Source organism: Pseudomonas sp. FSL W5-0299, assembly GCF_005930655.1.
Taxonomy (GTDB): Bacteria; Pseudomonadota; Gammaproteobacteria; order Pseudomonadales; family Pseudomonadaceae; genus Aquipseudomonas; species Aquipseudomonas mandelii.
In genome coordinates this window covers 23,008-40,247 of the sequence record NZ_RXHX01000029.1, presented here as the reverse complement: position 1 = coordinate 40,247, position 17,240 = coordinate 23,008, and the positions used below count along the sequence as shown (strand labels likewise).

Annotated in this window: 17 protein-coding genes; 6 read left to right on the top strand and 11 right to left on the bottom strand. The window is 60.9% G+C overall.

Going from position 1 to position 17,240, the window contains the following annotated elements:
- Window positions 1-77: 77 nt before the first annotated feature.
- From FHL16_RS25965 to FHL16_RS25950, 4 genes are read right to left on the bottom strand one after another with little or no spacing between them, the layout of a single operon-like run.
- Window positions 78-1,139 (bottom strand): extracellular solute-binding protein, encoded by a 1,062-nt coding sequence (locus tag FHL16_RS25965; protein WP_010460986.1) that lies wholly within the window; start codon window positions 1,137-1,139, stop codon window positions 78-80.
- A 17-nt stretch (window positions 1,140-1,156) separates the two neighbouring features.
- Entirely contained in the window at window positions 1,157-1,945 is a 789-nt protein-coding gene (locus FHL16_RS25960; RefSeq protein WP_010460984.1) for an ABC transporter permease, read from the bottom strand.
- A complete protein-coding gene (locus FHL16_RS25955; RefSeq protein ID WP_010460983.1) occupies window positions 1,942-2,859 on the bottom strand; it encodes an ABC transporter permease in 918 nt (305 codons plus the stop codon). Before FHL16_RS25955 ends, FHL16_RS25960 begins: the two co-directional genes overlap by 4 nt.
- Window position 2,860: 1 nt before the next feature.
- Window positions 2,861-3,946 (bottom strand): ABC transporter ATP-binding protein, encoded by a 1,086-nt coding sequence (locus tag FHL16_RS25950; protein ID WP_077749685.1) that lies wholly within the window; start codon window positions 3,944-3,946, stop codon window positions 2,861-2,863.
- Window positions 3,947-4,086: 140 nt separating this feature from the next.
- Between FHL16_RS25950 and FHL16_RS25945 the strand changes: the two genes are divergently transcribed.
- From FHL16_RS25945 to uvrA, 3 genes are all read left to right on the top strand, one after another.
- Window positions 4,087-4,776, top strand: a complete 690-nt coding sequence (locus tag FHL16_RS25945; RefSeq protein WP_010460977.1) for a GntR family transcriptional regulator — start codon at window positions 4,087-4,089, stop codon at window positions 4,774-4,776.
- 146 nt (window positions 4,777-4,922) lie between these two features.
- A complete protein-coding gene (locus tag FHL16_RS25940) occupies window positions 4,923-7,034 on the top strand; it encodes a hybrid sensor histidine kinase/response regulator (RefSeq protein ID WP_077749684.1) in 2,112 nt (703 codons plus the stop codon).
- A 121-nt stretch (window positions 7,035-7,155) separates the two neighbouring features.
- Window positions 7,156-9,783: an excinuclease ABC subunit UvrA gene (gene uvrA, locus FHL16_RS25935; RefSeq protein WP_077749683.1), complete on the top strand. Its 2,628-nt coding sequence runs from the start codon at window positions 7,156-7,158 to the stop codon at window positions 9,781-9,783.
- Window positions 9,784-9,859: 76 nt separating this feature from the next.
- Here the strand turns inward: uvrA and FHL16_RS25930 are convergent, their stop codons facing one another.
- From FHL16_RS25930 to FHL16_RS25905, 6 genes are read right to left on the bottom strand one after another with little or no spacing between them, the layout of a single operon-like run.
- The gene (locus tag FHL16_RS25930) at window positions 9,860-11,803 is read right to left on the bottom strand and encodes a response regulator (protein WP_077749682.1); all 1,944 of its coding nucleotides are present in this window, start codon (window positions 11,801-11,803) and stop codon (window positions 9,860-9,862) included.
- On the bottom strand, window positions 11,793-12,668 hold the full coding sequence (locus FHL16_RS25925) for a sensor histidine kinase (protein ID WP_077749681.1): 876 nt from the start codon (window positions 12,666-12,668) through the stop codon (window positions 11,793-11,795). The genes FHL16_RS25930 and FHL16_RS25925 overlap by 11 nt, the downstream gene beginning before the upstream one ends.
- Complete coding sequence (locus FHL16_RS25920) at window positions 12,661-13,671, bottom strand: ATP-binding protein (protein ID WP_077749701.1); 1,011 nt, start codon at window positions 13,669-13,671, stop codon at window positions 12,661-12,663. Before FHL16_RS25920 ends, FHL16_RS25925 begins: the two co-directional genes overlap by 8 nt.
- Complete coding sequence (locus FHL16_RS25915) at window positions 13,668-14,072, bottom strand: anti-sigma regulatory factor (RefSeq protein ID WP_010460966.1); 405 nt, start codon at window positions 14,070-14,072, stop codon at window positions 13,668-13,670. The genes FHL16_RS25920 and FHL16_RS25915 overlap by 4 nt, the downstream gene beginning before the upstream one ends.
- Window positions 14,069-14,431 carry an STAS domain-containing protein gene (locus FHL16_RS25910; RefSeq protein ID WP_077749680.1) on the bottom strand — a complete coding sequence of 121 codons (363 nt, stop codon included), beginning with the start codon at window positions 14,429-14,431 and terminating at the stop codon, window positions 14,069-14,071. Before FHL16_RS25910 ends, FHL16_RS25915 begins: the two co-directional genes overlap by 4 nt.
- A 4-nt stretch (window positions 14,432-14,435) precedes the next feature.
- On the bottom strand, window positions 14,436-15,287 hold the full coding sequence (locus FHL16_RS25905; protein ID WP_010460961.1) for an STAS domain-containing protein: 852 nt from the start codon (window positions 15,285-15,287) through the stop codon (window positions 14,436-14,438).
- A gap of 281 nt (window positions 15,288-15,568) precedes the next feature.
- Between FHL16_RS25905 and FHL16_RS25900 the strand changes: the two genes are divergently transcribed.
- Window positions 15,569-15,841 carry a hypothetical protein gene (locus FHL16_RS25900; protein WP_077749679.1) on the top strand — a complete coding sequence of 91 codons (273 nt, stop codon included), beginning with the start codon at window positions 15,569-15,571 and terminating at the stop codon, window positions 15,839-15,841.
- A 54-nt stretch (window positions 15,842-15,895) separates the two neighbouring features.
- Here FHL16_RS25900 and FHL16_RS25895 read toward each other — a convergent pair whose 3' ends face one another.
- The gene (locus tag FHL16_RS25895; RefSeq protein WP_077749678.1) at window positions 15,896-16,417 is read right to left on the bottom strand and encodes a DUF4142 domain-containing protein; all 522 of its coding nucleotides are present in this window, start codon (window positions 16,415-16,417) and stop codon (window positions 15,896-15,898) included.
- A gap of 219 nt (window positions 16,418-16,636) precedes the next feature.
- Between FHL16_RS25895 and FHL16_RS25890 the strand changes: the two genes are divergently transcribed.
- A complete protein-coding gene (locus FHL16_RS25890; protein ID WP_010460955.1) occupies window positions 16,637-16,879 on the top strand; it encodes a hypothetical protein in 243 nt (80 codons plus the stop codon).
- A gap of 111 nt (window positions 16,880-16,990) precedes the next feature.
- A complete protein-coding gene (locus tag FHL16_RS25885; RefSeq protein ID WP_077749677.1) occupies window positions 16,991-17,233 on the top strand; it encodes a hypothetical protein in 243 nt (80 codons plus the stop codon).
- Window positions 17,234-17,240 lie beyond the last annotated feature (7 nt).

Below are 17,240 nucleotides of genomic sequence, written 5' to 3'. Positions count from 1 at the left end.
TTCCTACAAGGATGCGCATTCCCCTGTAGGAACAAGGCTTGCCCGCGAAGGCCGCGCCTCGGTCTAAAGTCAGGCACTCAGCCCTTGAGCTTCGACCAAACCCGATCCTGCAGCTCCCGCGCCTTGTTGCTGCACTCTTTCTCCGGCCGCAAGCGCGAGGCGAATTCGTCGGGCATGTTGATGGCGTCCATGACTTTCCACTTGGCGTCGAGCAGCTTGTCGCTCTGGATGCCGTTGGCGTAGGCAATGGAATTGGACACGGCGGCGGCGTTTTCCGGTTTCATCATCCAGTCGATGAAAATCTTCGCGTTACCGGGGTGCGGTGCGCTTTTCGGCACGGCGAAGTTGTCCTGGAACATCGCCAGGCCTTCGCGCGGATACACGTATTTGATGGTGCTCTTCTGCAAGGTGGCGCGTGCGGTCGAGCCGTTCCAGTTCTGCATCATGATCACTTCACCGGAGGCCATGCGGTCGACGGTGTTGTCCGAGCTGTACATCTTCAGGAACGGTTTCTGTTTTTGCAGCAGTTCGAGGATGCGCTTGGCGTCCTGCGGGTTTTCGCTGCATTCGTCGACGTTCAGGTAATGGCTGGCGGCGTTGATCACGCTGCTGGAAGTGTCGAGGGCGGCGAGTTGCCCTTGCAGTTCCTTGCGCGGTTCGAAGAACTCTTTCCACGAATCGTCGAGCTTGCCGCCGGGCACGCGCGCGCTGTCATAGGAGAACCCGGTGGTGCCCCACAAATACGGTGCGGAGAACTTGCGGCCGGGGTCGAATACCGGATCGCGGAATGCGGGTTTCACGTATTGAAAGTTGGGCAGGGTGGAGGCGTCGATTTCCAGCAGCAGGTTCTGGTTGATCAAGGTGCGCATGATCGACTGCGACGGCACGATCACGTCATACGCCGCGCCACCGGCCTGCAACTTGGCCAGCAAGGTTTCGTTGCTGTCGTAGCCGTCCATGGTGACCTTGATTCCGGTCTCCTTTTCGAACTTGGCCAGCAGGTCGACCGGGTAATAATCGGTCCAGTTGTAGAAAAACAGTTCCTTGGGTTCCGCGGCGTGCGCGCCGAACGCAGTGAGTGCAGTGAAGCAGCTAAGGGCCAGACCGGCGACAGCGGGACGCATGCTTTTTGTTTTCATTCGAGAACGCTCCAGGCTCATTGTTGTTTACCGCGCTGTCCCAGCCAGAAGGCCAGCACCACCAGCACGATGGAAATCAACAGCATCAGGGTCGAGATCGCATTGATCTCCGGTGTTACGCCGGCCTTGATTGCCGAGAAAATGTACACCGGCAAGGTGGTCGAACCCGGGCCGGCGACGAAGAAGGTCATGATGAAATCGTCGAGGCTGACCACGAACGCCAGCACCGAACCGGACAGCACTGCCGGCCACAACAGCGGAAGCGTCACCCGGCGGAACACCTGCCACGGGTTGGCGTACAAGTCGTTCGCCGCCTCCAGCAGGCTCTTGTCCAGATCATTCAGGCGTGCGCGGATCGGCAGGTACGCGAAGGGAATGCAGAAGCCGATGTGCGCGACGATCACCGTCAGCAAACCGAGCTTGATTCCCAGCGCCATGAACAGCAGCAGCGTGGCCACGGCGGTGACGATTTCCGGCAGGATCAGCGGCAGGTTGATCCCGCCCTCGACCATCTTCTGTCCATAGAACGGCCGGTACGTTGCCAATGCCGCGAGCAGCGCAATCGCCGTGGCGCAGACCGTGGCGATGCTGGCGACGATGATCGAATTCAATGCCGCCGTCTGGATCGACGGGTTGGCCAGAATCCGTCCGTACCAGGCGAACGAAAACTCGGTCCACACCGTCGCCGAGCGGTTGGCGTTGAAGCTGTAGGCGATCAGGACGAAGATCGGCACGTACAGATAGGCCAGGATCAGCAGGCTGACTTCGCGGGTCAGTGGCAGTTTTTTCAGGTGCAGGGCGATCATGCGGTGGCTCCCCGACGTAGTGTTTTGGCAGCGCTGCGGCTATAGAGGGCGTAACCCACCAGCGACAGCAGCAGAATCCCCAGCAACAGGAACGACAGCGAACTGCCCAGCGGCCAGTTGCGCGCGGTGCCGAACTGCTGCTGGATCAGGTTGCCGATCATCAGCGTCTTGCCACCGCCGAGAATCGCCGGGGTGATGAAGGCCCCCAGGCTCGGCACAAACACCAGCAGGGCACCGGCAATCACCCCCGGCATCGACAGCGGCAGGATGATCCGCTTCAGCGCATGCCAGCGATTGGCACCGAGGTCGTAGGCGGCTTCCACCAGGCGCCAGTCGAGTTTTTCCAGGGTCGAATAGATCGGCAAAATCATGAACGGCAAGAAGCTGTAGACCAGCCCGACACAGACGGCGAAGTCGTTGTAGAGCAGGGTGATGCCGCCGGCCTGGGGGAACAGCGCGTTGAGGCTTTGCGCGACCCAGCCGTGCTCGCGCAGGATGATCAGCCAGGCGTAGTTGCGGATCAGCAGGTTGGTCCAGAACGGGATGGTAATCAGCAAGACCATGAGGTTGCGCCGACGCGGCGTGAGGCTCGACATCCACAACGCCACCGGAAAGCCGAACAGGAAACACAGCACGGTGGTGCCACCCGCCTGGAACACCGAGCGCAACAACGCCTGGGCGTAGACCCAGTTCAGTTCCAGTTCACCGTCGAATCCTTCCTGGAAAAACAGCTGCACGTAGCTTTGCAATTGCCAGTCGGCCTGCCAGTCGACGCCGCCATACACATTGCGCGGCAACAGGCTGATGTAGCCCATGATCCCCAGCGGAATCGCGATCAGCGCCAGCAAGGTCAGAATTACCGGGCTCAGTAACAGGGCGCGGTTGAGGGCGGGAGAAGTGCTGCTGACGCTCATCTCAGGCCTCCATCAACAGGCAGGCGTGGGGCGGCAGATTGACCGCCACGCGATCACCGACCACCCGGCCACGGTTCAGGCCTTCGTTGTTTTCGCGCAGCATGACCTTGATGTCGTTGTTCAAGCGGCACTGATAAAGCGTCGCGGTGCCGACATACAACACCGCTTCGATGACGCCGCGCAGGTGATGCGGTTGCGCCGGATCGACCAGTTGCGAACGTTCCGGGCGGAAGGCCAATTGCACCTTGGCGCCGTCGAAGCCTTGAGCCGGGCAAGGAATTTCCACCGGCATGCCGCTCGGCACGAAGAGTTTTTCGTTCTGCTGGCCGCGCTTGAGGTGGCCGGGGAGGAAGTTGATGTCGCCGATGAACTGGGCGACGAATTGATGTTGCGGGCGTTCGTAAATGTCGTTGGGCGTGCCGATCTGCAGGATCTTGCCGGCGGACATCACGGCAATGCGATCAGACAGCGTCAGGGCTTCTTCCTGATCGTGAGTCACGAAAATGAAGGTGATGCCGGCTTCCTTCTGTACGCGCTTGAGTTCGACCTGCATTTCCTTGCGCAGCTTGAGGTCCAGCGCCGACAGCGGCTCATCCAGCAACAGTACTTTGGGTTTCGGCGCCAGGGCCCGGGCCAGGGCTACGCGTTGTTGTTGACCGCCCGACAATTCGGCCGGTTTGCGCTTGGCCAGGTGTTGCATTTGCACCAGCGCCAGCATCTCATCGACACGCTGGGCAATTTGCTTGTGATCAAGACCCTGCATCTCGAGGCCGAAGGCGATATTCTGCGCGACACTCATGTGCGGAAACAGCGCGTAGCTCTGAAAGACGGTGTTGACCCGACGCTTGAACGGCGGCAAATCGTTGACCGGTTCGCCCGCCAGACGGATCTCGCCGTCGCTGACATGTTCGAAGCCAGCGATGGTGCGCAGGAGGGTGGTTTTGCCGCAGCCGGAAGGGCCGAGCAGGGTGAAGAATTCGTTGTCGGCAATGTCGACTGATACGTTGTCGAGGGCTGGAGCCAGTCCCGGATCGTCGGAATACCGTTTAGAGACGTTACGCACTTCGATAGCTATTGGTTGACCCATAATGGTGCAATCCTCTAATTATTGTATGCAATATCTGGATGCAATCTACAAATAACCGGATTAATCTGCCCGTGCAACCCCCTTTTTCAAAGGCTGTTCATCGCCTGGGGCCGGTTGTTTAGCGCTAAAGGAGGGTTGAAATGACCGATAAGAAACTCGAAACCACGGTCGACCGCGTCTACCAAGGGGTTTACGAGGCGATCAGCAAACGTTCGTTGCGCCCCGGCATGAAGCTCGGAGAGGCTTCGCTGGCCGAACTTTTTAATGTCAGCCGCACGTCGGTTCGTGCCGCGCTCAAGCAATTGGAAGCGGATGGGCTGGTCACCACCGAGCCCAATAAGGGGGCATCGGTGTCGTTGCCCAGCGACGAAGAGATCCGTTCGCTGTTCGAAACCCGGCGGTTGATCGAGATCGGCATCGTCAGCGAACTCTGCCGTCGTCGGGACACCGCGGTGACCCAGGACTTGCGCGATCATTTGTTGCTGGAAGATGAAGCGCACCGCAGCGGCGACCACGAACGGCTGATTCATCTGCTCGGCGAGTTCCACATCAAACTCGCGCGAAGCCTGAACAACCCGGTGCTGCTGGACTGGTTCCAGAAGCTGATTTCCCGTGCCTCGCTGTACGCCGCCGCCCTCGATGACGACAGCCACGAGGCGTGCCGCGATGATGAACACCTTCGGCTGATCGAATACATCGAGGCCGGCAATCAAAGCGCGGCCATTGAGCTGACCTGCATGCATTTGAATGGTATCGAGAAGGCGATCCTCGACGTTGCCGCCACACTGAAAACCGGCTACCACCCGCTCAAGCACCTGATTGAGGTCTAGCGTTCGCCACAAGAGCCCGCACGGTTTGAATCGGCTAACCTCATATGAAACCATTGGCGTCGGCGATGCTCGAAACAAACGGGCACGTGCCGTCCTCGCACTGCGATCCCGCATTTCAGTCACTCACAGGGACAAAGAGCCAGTCGATGCAGTTTCTATCTGATAGCCACGGGTGTGCCGGCTGGAACGGTGAAATGGCCGGGCGCATCCGCGCGTTCGACTGGAGCCAGACCGAGCTTGGAAACATCGACACCTGGCCCGCCAGTCTGTGCAGCACGGTGCGGCTGATGCTCGCGTCGCCACTGCCGATGGTGATGCTCTGGGGGCGCGAGGGCTACATGATCTATAACGATGCCTACTCGACGTTTGCCGGTGGCCGCCATCCGTATCTGCTGGGCTCGCCGGTCGAGTTGGGTTGGCCGGAAGTGGCCGAGTTCAATCGACATGTGGTGGATACATGCCTGGCCGGCGGCACCTTGTCCTATCGTAATAAACTGCTGGAATTGCTACGCGACGGGGTCCCCGAAGACGTCTGGCTGGACCTCTATTACAGCCCTGTCGCCGATGATGAAGGGCGCCCCGCCGGGGTCATGGCGATGGTCGTTGAAACCACTGAATATGTGATCTCCGAACGCCGGCGCCAGGAAGCCGAAGACGCCTATCGCGCCGACAACGAACGGGTGCGCCTGGCGCTCAATGCCGGGGCATTGCTCGGCTCGTTCGTCTGGGACATCAAGGGCAACGTGCTGTCCGGTGACGAGCGCTTCGCCCGGACGTTCTCCTACCCGACCGAGCAGAACCTGGCCGACCTGCCCGCCGACATTGCTGAAGCCAAGATTCATCCCGACGACCGCAGCTGGGTCCAGGAACGGGTCAGTCAGTCAGTGGTGACCGGCGAACCCTTCAACGCCGAGTACCGGGTCTTGCGCCCCGACGGCAGTTATTTGTGGGTGCAGGCGAGCGGCTGCTGCGAGTTCAACGAGCAGGGCGAGCCGTTCCGCTTCCCCGGCGTGTTGATTGACATTCATGAACGCAAGATTGCTGAAGATTCTCTGCTCAAATTCACCCGCAACCTGGAGCAGCGCGTGGCCGACGAAGTCGATGCGCGGCTGGCGGCTGAAGAGCAACTGCGCCAGTCGCAGAAGCTCGAAGCCATCGGCGGCCTCACCGGCGGCGTGGCCCACGACTTCAATAACCTGCTGCAGGTGATCGCCGGCAACCTGCACCTGCTGGCGCGGCATGAGCCGGACAACGCCAACGTGCAGCGCCGGGTCAGTGCGTCGATTGCGGCCGTCGAGCGCGGCGCCAAACTGTCTTCGCAATTGCTCGCGTTTGCCCGCCGCCAACCGTTGTCGCCGGCGGTGTGCGATCCACAACTGATATTCGAAGGGCTGGGTGAGCTGTTGCAACGAGCGCTGGGGGAAACCATCCAGATTGATGTGCAGGTGCCGCAAGAACCTTGGTACATCAACGTCGATCGCAACCAGTTGGAAAATGCCATTCTCAACCTGGCGATCAATGCCCGTGACGCCATGCAGGGCGAAGGGACCATTGAGCTGAGCGCCGGGAATGTCGCGCTCGATCGTAAATTCTGTGCCGGTAAGGGCATCGCGGCGGGCGATTATGTGCGTGTCGCGGTGGCCGACAGCGGCGCCGGTATGTCGCCCGAAATACTCGGGCAGGCGTTCGAGCCGTTTTTCACCACCAAGGCCGATGGTCAGGGCACGGGGTTGGGACTGAGCATGGTGTTCGGTTTCGTCAAACAGAGCGGCGGGCACATCGAGATCTCCAGCATCGTCGGGCAGGGCACTCGGGTGCAGCTTTACTTCCCGCGCAGCTTGCGTGCGTTGCCCAGTGAAACAACATTACGTAATTCACCCCGGCAGGGCGGGCACGAAACCATCCTGGTGGTGGAGGACAACGAAGCGGTGCGCAGCTCGGCGGTGGAATTGCTGAGCGAAGAGGGCTATCAGGTCCTGACCGCGGCCAACGGCGACCAGGCGATGCAGATGTTGCTGGAGGGCGTGCGGGTGAACCTGATTTTCACCGATGTTGTCATGCCCGGCCTGATCAAAAGCTCGGACCTGGCAGCCTGGGCCAAGGTGCAGAATCCCCCGGTGGCGGTGCTGTTTACCTCCGGCCACACCCGGGACATCATCTCGCGCAATCACCAGCTCAGCCCGGATACCCATCTGCTGAGCAAACCTTATGGGCCCGAAGCCCTGACACACATGATCCACACCGTCCTCAGTGGCTGACCACGCACACATTATGGGGGGTTGAATGATCGGTCCCTCGCTCTGCGCGGGAATGATCAGGTGGGAGCACGCTCGCTCCCTAGGATTTTGTGTTTTTTCTGCTATCCAATAAGGGCTCACGATGACTTCAACGCGTACCTCCAATCCTCCTTCCGGCATGGTCAGGGTACGCGGTGCCCGGGAACACAACCTCAAGAACATTGACGTCGACATTCCACGGGATGCCCTGGTGGTGTTCACCGGCGTCTCGGGGTCGGGCAAGTCGTCGCTGGCGTTTTCCACGCTGTACGCTGAAGCGCAGCGCCGCTATTTCGAATCCGTGGCGCCCTACGCGCGGCGGCTGATCGATCAGGTCGGTGTGCCGGACGTGGATTCCATCGAAGGCCTGCCCCCGGCCGTGGCCCTGCAACAGCAGCGCGGCACGCCGAGTACGCGGTCTTCGGTGGGCAGCGTGACGACGCTGTCGAGCCTGATCCGCATGCTGTACTCCCGGGCCGGGAGTTATCCGCCGGGGCAGCCGATGCTGTATGCCGAGGACTTCTCGCCCAACACGCCTCAAGGCGCCTGCGCCGAATGTCATGGCCTGGGCCGGGTGTATGAAGTCACCGAAGCCTTGATGGTCCCGGACCCGAGCCTGACCATCCGCCAACGGGCGGTGGCGTCCTGGCCCACGGCGTGGCAAGGGCAGAACCTGCGCGACATCCTGGTGACGATGGGCTACGACGTCGACAAACCCTGGCGCGATCTGCCGAAAAAGCAGCGTGACTGGATCCTCTTCACCGAGGAAACACCGACTGTTCCGGTGTATGCCGGGCTCACCCCGGAAGAAACCAAAGTGGCGCTCAAACGCAAAATGGAGCCCAGCTACCAGGGCACCTTCACCGGCGCCCGACGCTACATCCTGCACACGTTCAGCCACTCGCAAAGTGCGTTGATGAAGAAGCGCGTCGCGCAATTCATGCTCGGCAGTCCTTGCCCGTTGTGCGACGGTAAACGGCTCAAGCGCGAGGCGTTGTCGGTGACCTTTGCCGGCTATGACATCGGCGAGCTGTCGCAGATGCCGTTGCTGCAAGTGGCCGAGGTGCTGAAACCGGTGGCGGCCCACAGCTACCTTGAACAGGCCGATGAGGCGGGCGAGGTGTTGACTCACCGTCAGACCCGCGAGGCCCGTGAACAGCGCGTGGCCCACGGCGCCAGTGGCCATGCCAACGCGCCGGATGTGCGGCATACGCCTAACTTGTCGGTGGAGAAACGCCTGGCCGCGCAACGCATCGCCCAGGATTTACTGGAACGGGTCAGCACGTTGACCGATCTGGGTCTTGGTTATCTGGCGCTGGAGCGCAGCACGCCGACACTGTCGTCCGGCGAGTTGCAACGGCTGCGCCTGGCCACGCAATTGGGTTCGCAGTTGTTCGGCGTGATCTACGTGCTGGATGAACCGTCGGCCGGTCTGCATCCGGCCGATGGGGAAGCGCTGTTCGAAGCGCTGCAACGCTTGAAGGCGGCTGGTAATACGTTGTTTGTGGTTGAACACGACCTGGAAACCATGCGCCGTGCGGACTGGCTGATCGATGTCGGCCCGGCGGCGGGTGAGCATGGCGGTCGGATCCTCTACAGCGGACCGCCACAGGGGCTGACCGAAATCAAAGATTCCCAGACCCGCGCCTACCTGTTCGCCGAGCAAGTCACCGAAGCCAGAACCAGCCGCAAGCCGACCGATTGGCTGCGCCTGGAAGGCATCACGCGCAATAACCTGAACGACCTCGGCGTCGAGTTTCCCTTGGGGTGTTTTACCTCGGTGACCGGCGTTTCCGGTTCCGGCAAATCAAGCCTGGTCAGTCAGGCCTTGCTCGAGTTGGTGGGCGCGCATCTGGGGCGCGCGACCAGCGCCAGCGAACCTGAAGAGTTGAGCCTTGAGGACGATGCGCCACAAGTCAGCGGCGGTCAGGTCACGGCGGGGCTGGAATCGATCAAGCGCCTGGTGCAGGTCGATCAGAAACCCATCGGCCGCACGCCGCGTTCGAACCTGGCGACCTACACCGGGCTGTTCGACAACGTGCGCAAACTGTACGCCGCCACCCCCCAGGCGCAGACCGAGGGCTACGACGCCGGGCAGTTCTCGTTCAACGTCGCCAAAGGCCGTTGCCCGACGTGCGAAGGCGAGGGGTTTGTCAGCGTTGAGTTGCTGTTCATGCCCAGCGTCTATGCACCGTGTCCGACGTGCCATGGCGCTCGCTACAACCCCGAGACGCTCGCGATCGTCTGGCAAGGTCTGAACATTGCTCAGGTCTTGCAATTGACCGTGGACGAAGCGGTCGAGGTGTTCGCCGAGCAACCGGGCATTCGCCGTTCGCTGGAAGTGCTACGCGACATCGGCCTGGGCTATCTGCGCCTCGGCCAGCCAGCCACGGAACTCTCGGGTGGCGAAGCCCAGCGCATCAAACTGGCCACCGAGCTGCAACGCAACCAGCGCGGGGCGACGTTGTATGTGCTCGACGAACCCACCACCGGCTTGCATCCAAGGGACGTTGACCGGTTGCTCGAACAGTTGAATACGCTGGTCGCGGCGGGGCACACGGTGATTGTGGTGGAGCATGAAATGCGCGTGGTGGCGCAGAGTGACTGGGTGATTGATATCGGGCCGGGGGCGGGGGATCAGGGCGGCAAGATTGTCGTTGCCGGCACGCCGCAGAAAGTCGCCAAGAGCAAGAAGAGTAGGACTGCGCCGTTCCTGGCCCGGGTCCTATGATCGTTCCCACGCGTGGGAACGATCAAAATACGGTTATCGTTCTTCGCGGGTAAGCCTCGCTCCTACAGGATCGATGTCAGGCGCAGTCGAGCGAGCGTCGGACTTTGTCCAACAGCTCATTGATCTGAAACGGCTTGATCAGCATCTCCATGCCATCGCCGAGGAATACCTGGCGATTGATCGCGTTCTCCGCGTAGCCGGTCATGAACAGGATCGGCAAGCTTTCACGCCAGCCTCGGGCGACATCGGCCAGCTCCCGGCCGTTCATGCGCGGCAGTCCCACGTCTGTGAGCATCAGATCAATCGAGGGGTCGTTCTGCAGGCGTTCAAGGGCGCCTTCGATATCGCCCACCTGCGTGCAGCGGTACCCGGCATCCACCAACACCTCGGCAACGAACATGCGCACCGACGGCATGTCTTCGACAATCAGTACATGCTCGCCCGCGCCTTGTTGATCGACGGTCGCCGGTTCCGCTTCCGTGGTGGTCGGGTCGGCGCTGGCGGGCAACATGATCGTGACTTCGGTGCCGCGGCGGGCCACGCTGCGGATGTGCGCATCGCCCCCCGATTGCCGGGCGAACCCGTAAATGCTCGACAACCCCAACCCGGTGCCCTGGCCCAGTGGCTTGGTGGTAAAAAACGGGTCGAACACCTTGTCGATCACACTGTGTTCGATGCCCGTCCCGTCATCGCGCACTGACAGGGCGACATATGCCCCGTCCGCCAGTTTCAGGTCGCCGTGGGAATACGCCGCATAGGTGCTGACCCAGATATTTCCGCCTTGGGGAAGGGCGTCGCGGGCGTTGATCACCAGGTTGAGCACGGCGCTTTCCAGCTGGATCGGGTCGACCAGGGCAATCGCGGCCTTGGAGGTCAGTTCGAGTTTGAGCGCAATGTGTTCGCCGATGGTGCGCACCAGCAGTTCCTCAAGGGAACGGATGTGTTCGTTGATGTCCACCGGACGCGTATTGAGCGGTTGCTGGCGCGCGAACGCCAACAAGCGATGGGTCAGCGAGGCGGCGCTCATGGCCGAGTTCAGCGCCGCTTCGGCATAGAACTGGACCTTGTCGGTACGCGAATCGGCCACCCGTTTCTGGATCAGTTCCAGGCTGGTGATGATGCCGGTCAGCAGGTTGTTGAAGTCATGGGCGATGCCGCCCGTCAGCTTGCCCAGTGCGTCCATTTTCTGCACTTGCAGCAACTGGCTCTCGGTGCGCACGCGTGCGGCGATCTCGTGTTCCAGTTGCGAGGTGGCATCGTCGAGACGGGCCAGGTGCGAGCGCTCGCGATGGCGATGCTCGGTGACGTCTTCGACGAATACCAGGCTCAGTTCAGGGGTGCGATACGGCGAAATCTGCCACTCGGTTTCCCGCAGCTCCCCGTCGATGCGCATATTCAGCGTGCCTTTCCAGCGTTCACCCGCCGTCAGGCGCACCCGCAATTCATCGAGAATCGACTCCTGTTGCTCGGCGAAGCATTCACGCAAGCTCTGTGGATCGCGATTGTCCTGAATCAGTCGGGCGAAGGCGTGATTGCATTCGTGGACTTTGAATTGCGCGTCGAGCACCGCGATGGGGGCCGAGACGTTGACGAAAATCTCCCGAAAACGCGCCTCGCTTTCTCGCAGGGCGTTTTCCGTTTCACGCACCCGCAGCAGGGTGCGCAGGGTGGCCAGCAATACGTCCGGGTCCACGGGGTGGATCAGGTAGGCATCGGCCCCGGCGTCCAGGCCAGTGATGATGTCGCCGGTCTGGATCGACGCCGCCGACACGTGAATCACCGGCAACAGCGCCGTGGCCGGCTCCGAACGCAGCTTGCGCACGATATCGAAGCCACTCATGTCCGGCAGGTTGACATCCAGGATCAGCGCGTCGATCAATTCGCTGTCGATCAGCGCCAGGCCGTCGCCGCCGGTCCCGGCTTCGAGCACGAGGTAACCGTGGCGTTCCAGGCGTCGACGCAGGGCATAGCGGGTGGCGACGTTGTCATCGACGATCAACAGGCGGATGTCACGTTTCATCGGCGGGCTCCATGGCGATGGCCAGCGGGATGATCACGAAAAAGGTCGAGCCGACCCCGGGCGTGCTTTCTACCCCGACGTCGCCTCCCAGCAGCGCGGCGAAGCGTTTGCACAAAGACAAGCCCAGACCGGTACCGCGCAAGCGTTTCTGCAAGGGCGAATCGACTTGGGAAAAGTCCTCGAACAATGCGCCATGTAGCTCGGCAGCGATACCTATTCCTGTATCCGTGACGGCAAAGCGCACTTGGCTGGAGCCTTCGAGCGAGGCCGAGACCCGCACTTCACCGCGTGTGGTGAACTTCAGCGAGTTGGAAATAAAGTTGCGCAGGATCTGCGCGAGCTTCTTGTCATCGGTGTACAGGCGCGGCAGGCCAACCGGTTCTTCAAAGATCAGGTCCACGGCGGATGCATTGACGATCGGGCGAAACATGCCGCGCAGGGCGGCAAACAGGTCGAACATGTCGAACCAGGCGGGCGAGATGGTGATGCGCCCGGCCTCGATTTTCGCCAGGTCGAGCAAGTCGTCGACCATGTCGCTCAGTTCCCGCGCGGCCGTGCTGACGAATGCGACCTGCTTGTGCTGCTCGGGGCTGAGCGGGCCGTCGAGTTCATCGGTCAGCAGGCTGGCGATGCTCAGGATCGAGCCCAGGGGCGTGCGAAACTCGTGACTCATGTAGGACAGGAAGCGGCTCTTGAGGTCCGACGCCTGACGCAGTTCTTCGGCCTGGTTGTCGAGTTCGGCGTAGAGCGCGAGCACGCCCTGATTGGTTTCGTCGAGCTCTTCGCGCAGCGCCGTGGCTTCACTTTGCAAGCGCTCGATCAATGCCGATTGTTCTTCGATCGGCAGCAGGGGCGATTCAGCCATGGGCAGCCTCCAGTGCAACGACCAGTACCGTTACATCGTCCCGGCCGCGACAGAAGTCGCGATGCAGGACCGCGGCGATCACGGCGGGATGGCGGTACACCAGGCCGGGGTAATCGTGGAGGTTCCAACGGGATTGCAGGCCGTCGCTGTACATGATCAATAGATGTCCGTTCACATGAGCGTAGTCAAAGGGTTGGGCTTTGCGGTATTGCCCGCCGACGATTCCCGGATGGGACGCCAGGCCACGGGACTTGTCCGCACTGATCAGGCTGCCGCCGATATTGCCGATACCGGTGAATCTCAGCGTACCGAGGTGACCGTCGAACTGCGCAATCGCCAGCGCACCGCCGCGGGTGCCTGTCATGGCCTGGTGAATGTCTTCGAGCAGGTACACCGGCGAGGCAAAAGGGGCCAGGGCGAAAGCTTTTTCACCGGCGCGGGCGGCGCGTTCGGCTTCTTCGCCATGACCCAGGCCGTCGATCACCAACGCGCTGAGGTTCGCCCCGTCGAACGCCAGGTGCCAGACATCGCCGCACGCCGGGTCGTTGTGCAGCGAGTGCTGGCTGATGCCGATGCGCAAGTCGGCGGCCTTGCTGGCGCGTGGGTATAACCGGGCCAATAACACGGTGCCGCGCGAGTCGGTATGAACATCGAAGACTTCCGCCTGGCGCGACACTGCCCCCAGGCCGATGCCCTGCGTACCGCCCGTGGAAAACCCATCCGTCATGCACGCCTGCAGGTCAAAGCCTTGGGCACGGTCCACTGCGAGTATCTCGATGCCGTTGGCGCTGCTGCCCGGCAGGATGCGCAGGTGCAATTCGCCCCTGGCCGCATGCTTGAGCACGTTGCTGGCCAATTCAGTGGCCACCAGTGCCACGCGTCCGGCATCCGTCGCGTCGAAACCGTTGTCTTCGGCGAGCTTCTGCGCCGTGCGCCGGGCATGGCCGATCTGGCTGCTGTCCTCGATCAACAGCACTTGGGTCAGCGACCCCCCGATGTTCATGTCCATCGGGTGATCGTGATGCGAGTGCCCTGTCCGGGTACGGTGTCCAGTTCGAACTCATCCACCAGCCGTTTCGCGCCGGTCAGGCCAAGGCCCAGGCCGCTGCCGGAAGTCCAGCCGTCGGTCATTGCCAGTTTGATGTCCGGGATGCCCGGGCCTTCATCTCGAAACGTCAGGCGCAGGCCGACCCGCGAGTTTTCGTCGAGGATCTGCCAGTCCATGTCGCCACCGCCGCCATAGACCATGGTGTTGCGCGCCAGCTCGCTGACGGCGGTCACCAGTTTGGTCAGGTCGATCAGGCGCATGCCGCACTCGGTGGCCAGCTTGCGCGCCGTCTGCCGGGCCAGGACCACGTCCTGCTCGATTTGAATGGGCTGAGTGCCGCTGCTGCGCAGGGTCATTGCTCGCGTACTCGTTCCTGGAGCAGTTTCATCCCGCGCTCGACGTTCAGCGCGGTGCTGACGCCGGGCAAGGTCAGCCCGAGCTCTACCAGCGTGATCGCGACCGCAGGCTGCATGCCGACCAGCACGGTCTGGGCATCCATGATTTTCGACAGGCCGGAGATGGTGCCGATCATTCGACCGATAAACGAGTCGACCATGTCCAGCGCCGAGATGTCGATCAACACGCCGCGAGCGGAAGTCTTGCTGATGCGTTCAGAGAGATCGTCCTGGAGCGTGAGGGCAAGCTGGTCATGCATGTCCACCTGAATGGTCACCAGCAGGAAGTCGCCCATCTGCAAAATCGGAATGCGCTCCATCGTCTTAAACCGTCTTGCTGACGGTGATTCCCAGACGGGTCAGGGCCAGTTTCAGGGCATCGGCCAGGTTGGCCTTGGTGACCACGCCTTGCAGGTCCAGCCCCAGGTGAACGATGGTCTGTGCGATCTGCGGGCGCACGCCGCTGATGATGCAATCGGCGCCCATCAGGCGAATTGCAGTCACGGTTTTGAGCAGGTGCTGAGCCACCAGGGTGTCAACGGTCGGCACACCGGTGATGTCGATGATGGCGATTTCCGAGCCGGTATCGACGATGCGTTGCAGCAGCGATTCCATCACCACCTGGGTGCGTTGCGAGTCCAGGGTGCCGATCATCGGCAGTGCGAGGACGCCATCCCAGAGCTTGACCACCGGGGTGGAGAGTTCCAGCAGTTCTTCCTGCTGACGCTTGATCACTGCTTCGCGGGATTTCTGGAAGGTACGGATGGTGTGCATGCCCAGCGCGTCGAGCAGCTCGGACACTTGCCAGAGCTGTTCGGCCAGTACCCCAGGATTTTCTTTGTAGTGGGACTGCAGCAGGGAAAACAGCGGACCTTTCAGTGAAAAAATGAAACTGGCGGTCTGGTGCGAATCCTGGCCGAGCAGGGCGCGGCTGTGGGAGAGTTTTTCGAGGAACTGACGAGCCTCATCCCAACCCGGCGCGGCGATGTTGGGACCGTTGCCGTTTTCCAGGCCCGCGGTCACCAGTTGCAGAAAATCCGAGGTTTGCTGCTTGAGATCGTGGTCTTTGACATTACGATTGGCACCACCGGCTTCCAGGCTCTTGATCCATTCCCCAAGCAAATACGTGTGGTTGTTTTTCATCGCGTCGAGTGTGTTGATCTGCATTGCTGCCATGTCCTTGTGCTCCTGAAAGATGGCGGGCCGATTCCCCAAAAACGATCGACCCGAATCAGTGACATTTGCCGTCTGAAATAGTTGTTCGTCCTGACAAGAATTTTTCGTCCTGGCCGGCATTTGCCCGGTAACTCTAGTCGGCACTGCCGCAGACGGCGATTTTTTGACCTTGAGCCTGACGTTGCCTGTCCATTGGATTGAACCCCTGTCCCGGGGTGGCTTCGAACCTTTAAGCCCCCGGCTGTTTGAATCGTGGGCTGGCCGTCACAAGCGAGGTGTGTATGAAAGACGAATCGACACAACAACAGGATCAATCGGGGATGCCGGTCGACCGCAATGACCCGGCGATTGACCCGCAGACGCCGGGTGAGGGTGCGCCAGGCGGTCAGCGTCAGAGCCAATCCTCCGACTCAGAAAGCGCTGACGCAGCGGTGGATCAGAAGAACCGCCATACCGACAATGACAACGAGTTCAGCCCCGGCTTCAAACCGAATCCCGACCGGCCGAAACCCGGCGATGATACGGATGCCGACATCGATACCGATGGCGGCTAGTGCCGGCAGTATGCAGAAAGGCCGCATCCATCGATGCGGCCTTCTTTTTACCGGTTATTTGCTGGGGTGCGCGGCCTGGAGCTCTTTCGCCATCTCCAGATGTTTTTCCAGTGCCGGCAGCATTTTTTGCGCGAAGCCTTTCAAATCGGTGGCGCCTTTGACCTTGTCGTCCGTCACCGTGTTGGCCTGTTTTTCGAACAGCTTGATCGTGTCTTCGTGGGCCTTCACTTGGTTATTGGCGTAGGCCGCGTCGAAGGACTCGTCCCGCATGTCGAGGATTTTTTCCTTGGCCTGTTTGACCAGCGTCGTCTCGTCCGGGACCTCGATGTCATTCTTTTTCGCCAGGGCCGCCAGTTCATCGTTGGCCTTGGAATGATCGGTGATCATCATGTTGGCGAATTTCTTGATGTCGGCCGATGAGCTTTTTTCCAGCGCCAGTCGGCTGGTCTCGATTTCCGCAATGCCACCTGCGGCTGCGTTGTCGACAAAGTCATTGGAAGTGGCAGCAAAAGCTGTGCCCATGCTGGTGCTCAAGGCGACGGCCAGGGCGAGATGGCGCAGGGTGAATCCGTCCATTGGTCATTCTCCACACAGGGTTCGGGTTAGCGATCGAGGTGATCGTTATTCAATGGAGGCAGGCGCTGCGTTAAAGGTTTTATCGGGTTTGCGCCAGGACGACGAACGGACACCGCTGGTCTGATAGGCGGTCGACAGAACCGGCCAACCGAGGCCATTCTGATAGTTGGCGAACGCAATCGATCGCGTTTGCTGCCGATCAACAAACGGAGGTGTTCCATGCCGGTGCCACACGACCTTTATCAGGACCTGAAACTTTCAAAGGAAGATATCCAGCAAAAACGCTCCAAGGATCCGTTACTGGATTCACTGATCAACAAGTATTCGCAAGCGGACGCCGAGGTAGTAAAGGCTGAAACCGCAAAATCGGATGCGCCCAGCGATGACGCACTGAAGAAGCTCAAGGAGACGCGCGTGCAGGTTAAGCAAAAGATCGTTGACCGGCTCCAATCGCCGTCCTGACACGCCTTGTCCACCCACCGACAACCGGTGAATGAAAAATTGGAACGGTGATCAAGACCGGCACCTCGAAAGATCAGAGTCCGACCTTTTCGACTCCTTGCGAGGTGCCTTATGAACGAGCCCAGATTTCCAAGTGAAGAGCAGGGCGGGTACGACCCGATCCCGACTCATCCCGAACCACTAAGCCCCGGCCGCACGACGGTCAATCCCGAAGACGAGCCGGGCATCGACGAATTGCCGAACAACGAAGGCGTGCGCCCGCTGGATGAAGACGACTCCACCGCGATGGACCCTGAGCGGGTGCTTGAAGAGACGGACAATGCCGTGCGCGATGACGAGATAGATCCCCGCTAGCCAAAAC

Coding starts and splice junctions, on each gene's coding strand:
- FHL16_RS25965 (WP_010460986.1), bottom strand. CDS start 1,139: ATGAAAACAAAAAGCATGCGTCCCGCTGTCGCCGGTCTGGCCCTTAGC.
- FHL16_RS25960 (WP_010460984.1), bottom strand. CDS start 1,945: ATGATCGCCCTGCACCTGAAAAAACTGCCACTGACCCGCGAAGTCAGC.
- FHL16_RS25955 (WP_010460983.1), bottom strand. CDS start 2,859: ATGAGCGTCAGCAGCACTTCTCCCGCCCTCAACCGCGCCCTGTTACTG.
- FHL16_RS25950 (WP_077749685.1), bottom strand. CDS start 3,946: ATGGGTCAACCAATAGCTATCGAAGTGCGTAACGTCTCTAAACGGTAT.
- FHL16_RS25945 (WP_010460977.1), top strand. CDS start 4,087: ATGACCGATAAGAAACTCGAAACCACGGTCGACCGCGTCTACCAAGGG.
- FHL16_RS25940 (WP_077749684.1), top strand. CDS start 4,923: ATGCAGTTTCTATCTGATAGCCACGGGTGTGCCGGCTGGAACGGTGAA.
- uvrA (WP_077749683.1), top strand. CDS start 7,156: ATGACTTCAACGCGTACCTCCAATCCTCCTTCCGGCATGGTCAGGGTA.
- FHL16_RS25930 (WP_077749682.1), bottom strand. CDS start 11,803: ATGAAACGTGACATCCGCCTGTTGATCGTCGATGACAACGTCGCCACC.
- FHL16_RS25925 (WP_077749681.1), bottom strand. CDS start 12,668: ATGGCTGAATCGCCCCTGCTGCCGATCGAAGAACAATCGGCATTGATC.
- FHL16_RS25920 (WP_077749701.1), bottom strand. CDS start 13,671: ATGAACATCGGGGGGTCGCTGACCCAAGTGCTGTTGATCGAGGACAGC.
- FHL16_RS25915 (WP_010460966.1), bottom strand. CDS start 14,072: ATGACCCTGCGCAGCAGCGGCACTCAGCCCATTCAAATCGAGCAGGAC.
- FHL16_RS25910 (WP_077749680.1), bottom strand. CDS start 14,431: ATGGAGCGCATTCCGATTTTGCAGATGGGCGACTTCCTGCTGGTGACC.
- FHL16_RS25905 (WP_010460961.1), bottom strand. CDS start 15,287: ATGGCAGCAATGCAGATCAACACACTCGACGCGATGAAAAACAACCAC.
- FHL16_RS25900 (WP_077749679.1), top strand. CDS start 15,569: ATGAAAGACGAATCGACACAACAACAGGATCAATCGGGGATGCCGGTC.
- FHL16_RS25895 (WP_077749678.1), bottom strand. CDS start 16,417: ATGGACGGATTCACCCTGCGCCATCTCGCCCTGGCCGTCGCCTTGAGC.
- FHL16_RS25890 (WP_010460955.1), top strand. CDS start 16,637: ATGCCGGTGCCACACGACCTTTATCAGGACCTGAAACTTTCAAAGGAA.
- FHL16_RS25885 (WP_077749677.1), top strand. CDS start 16,991: ATGAACGAGCCCAGATTTCCAAGTGAAGAGCAGGGCGGGTACGACCCG.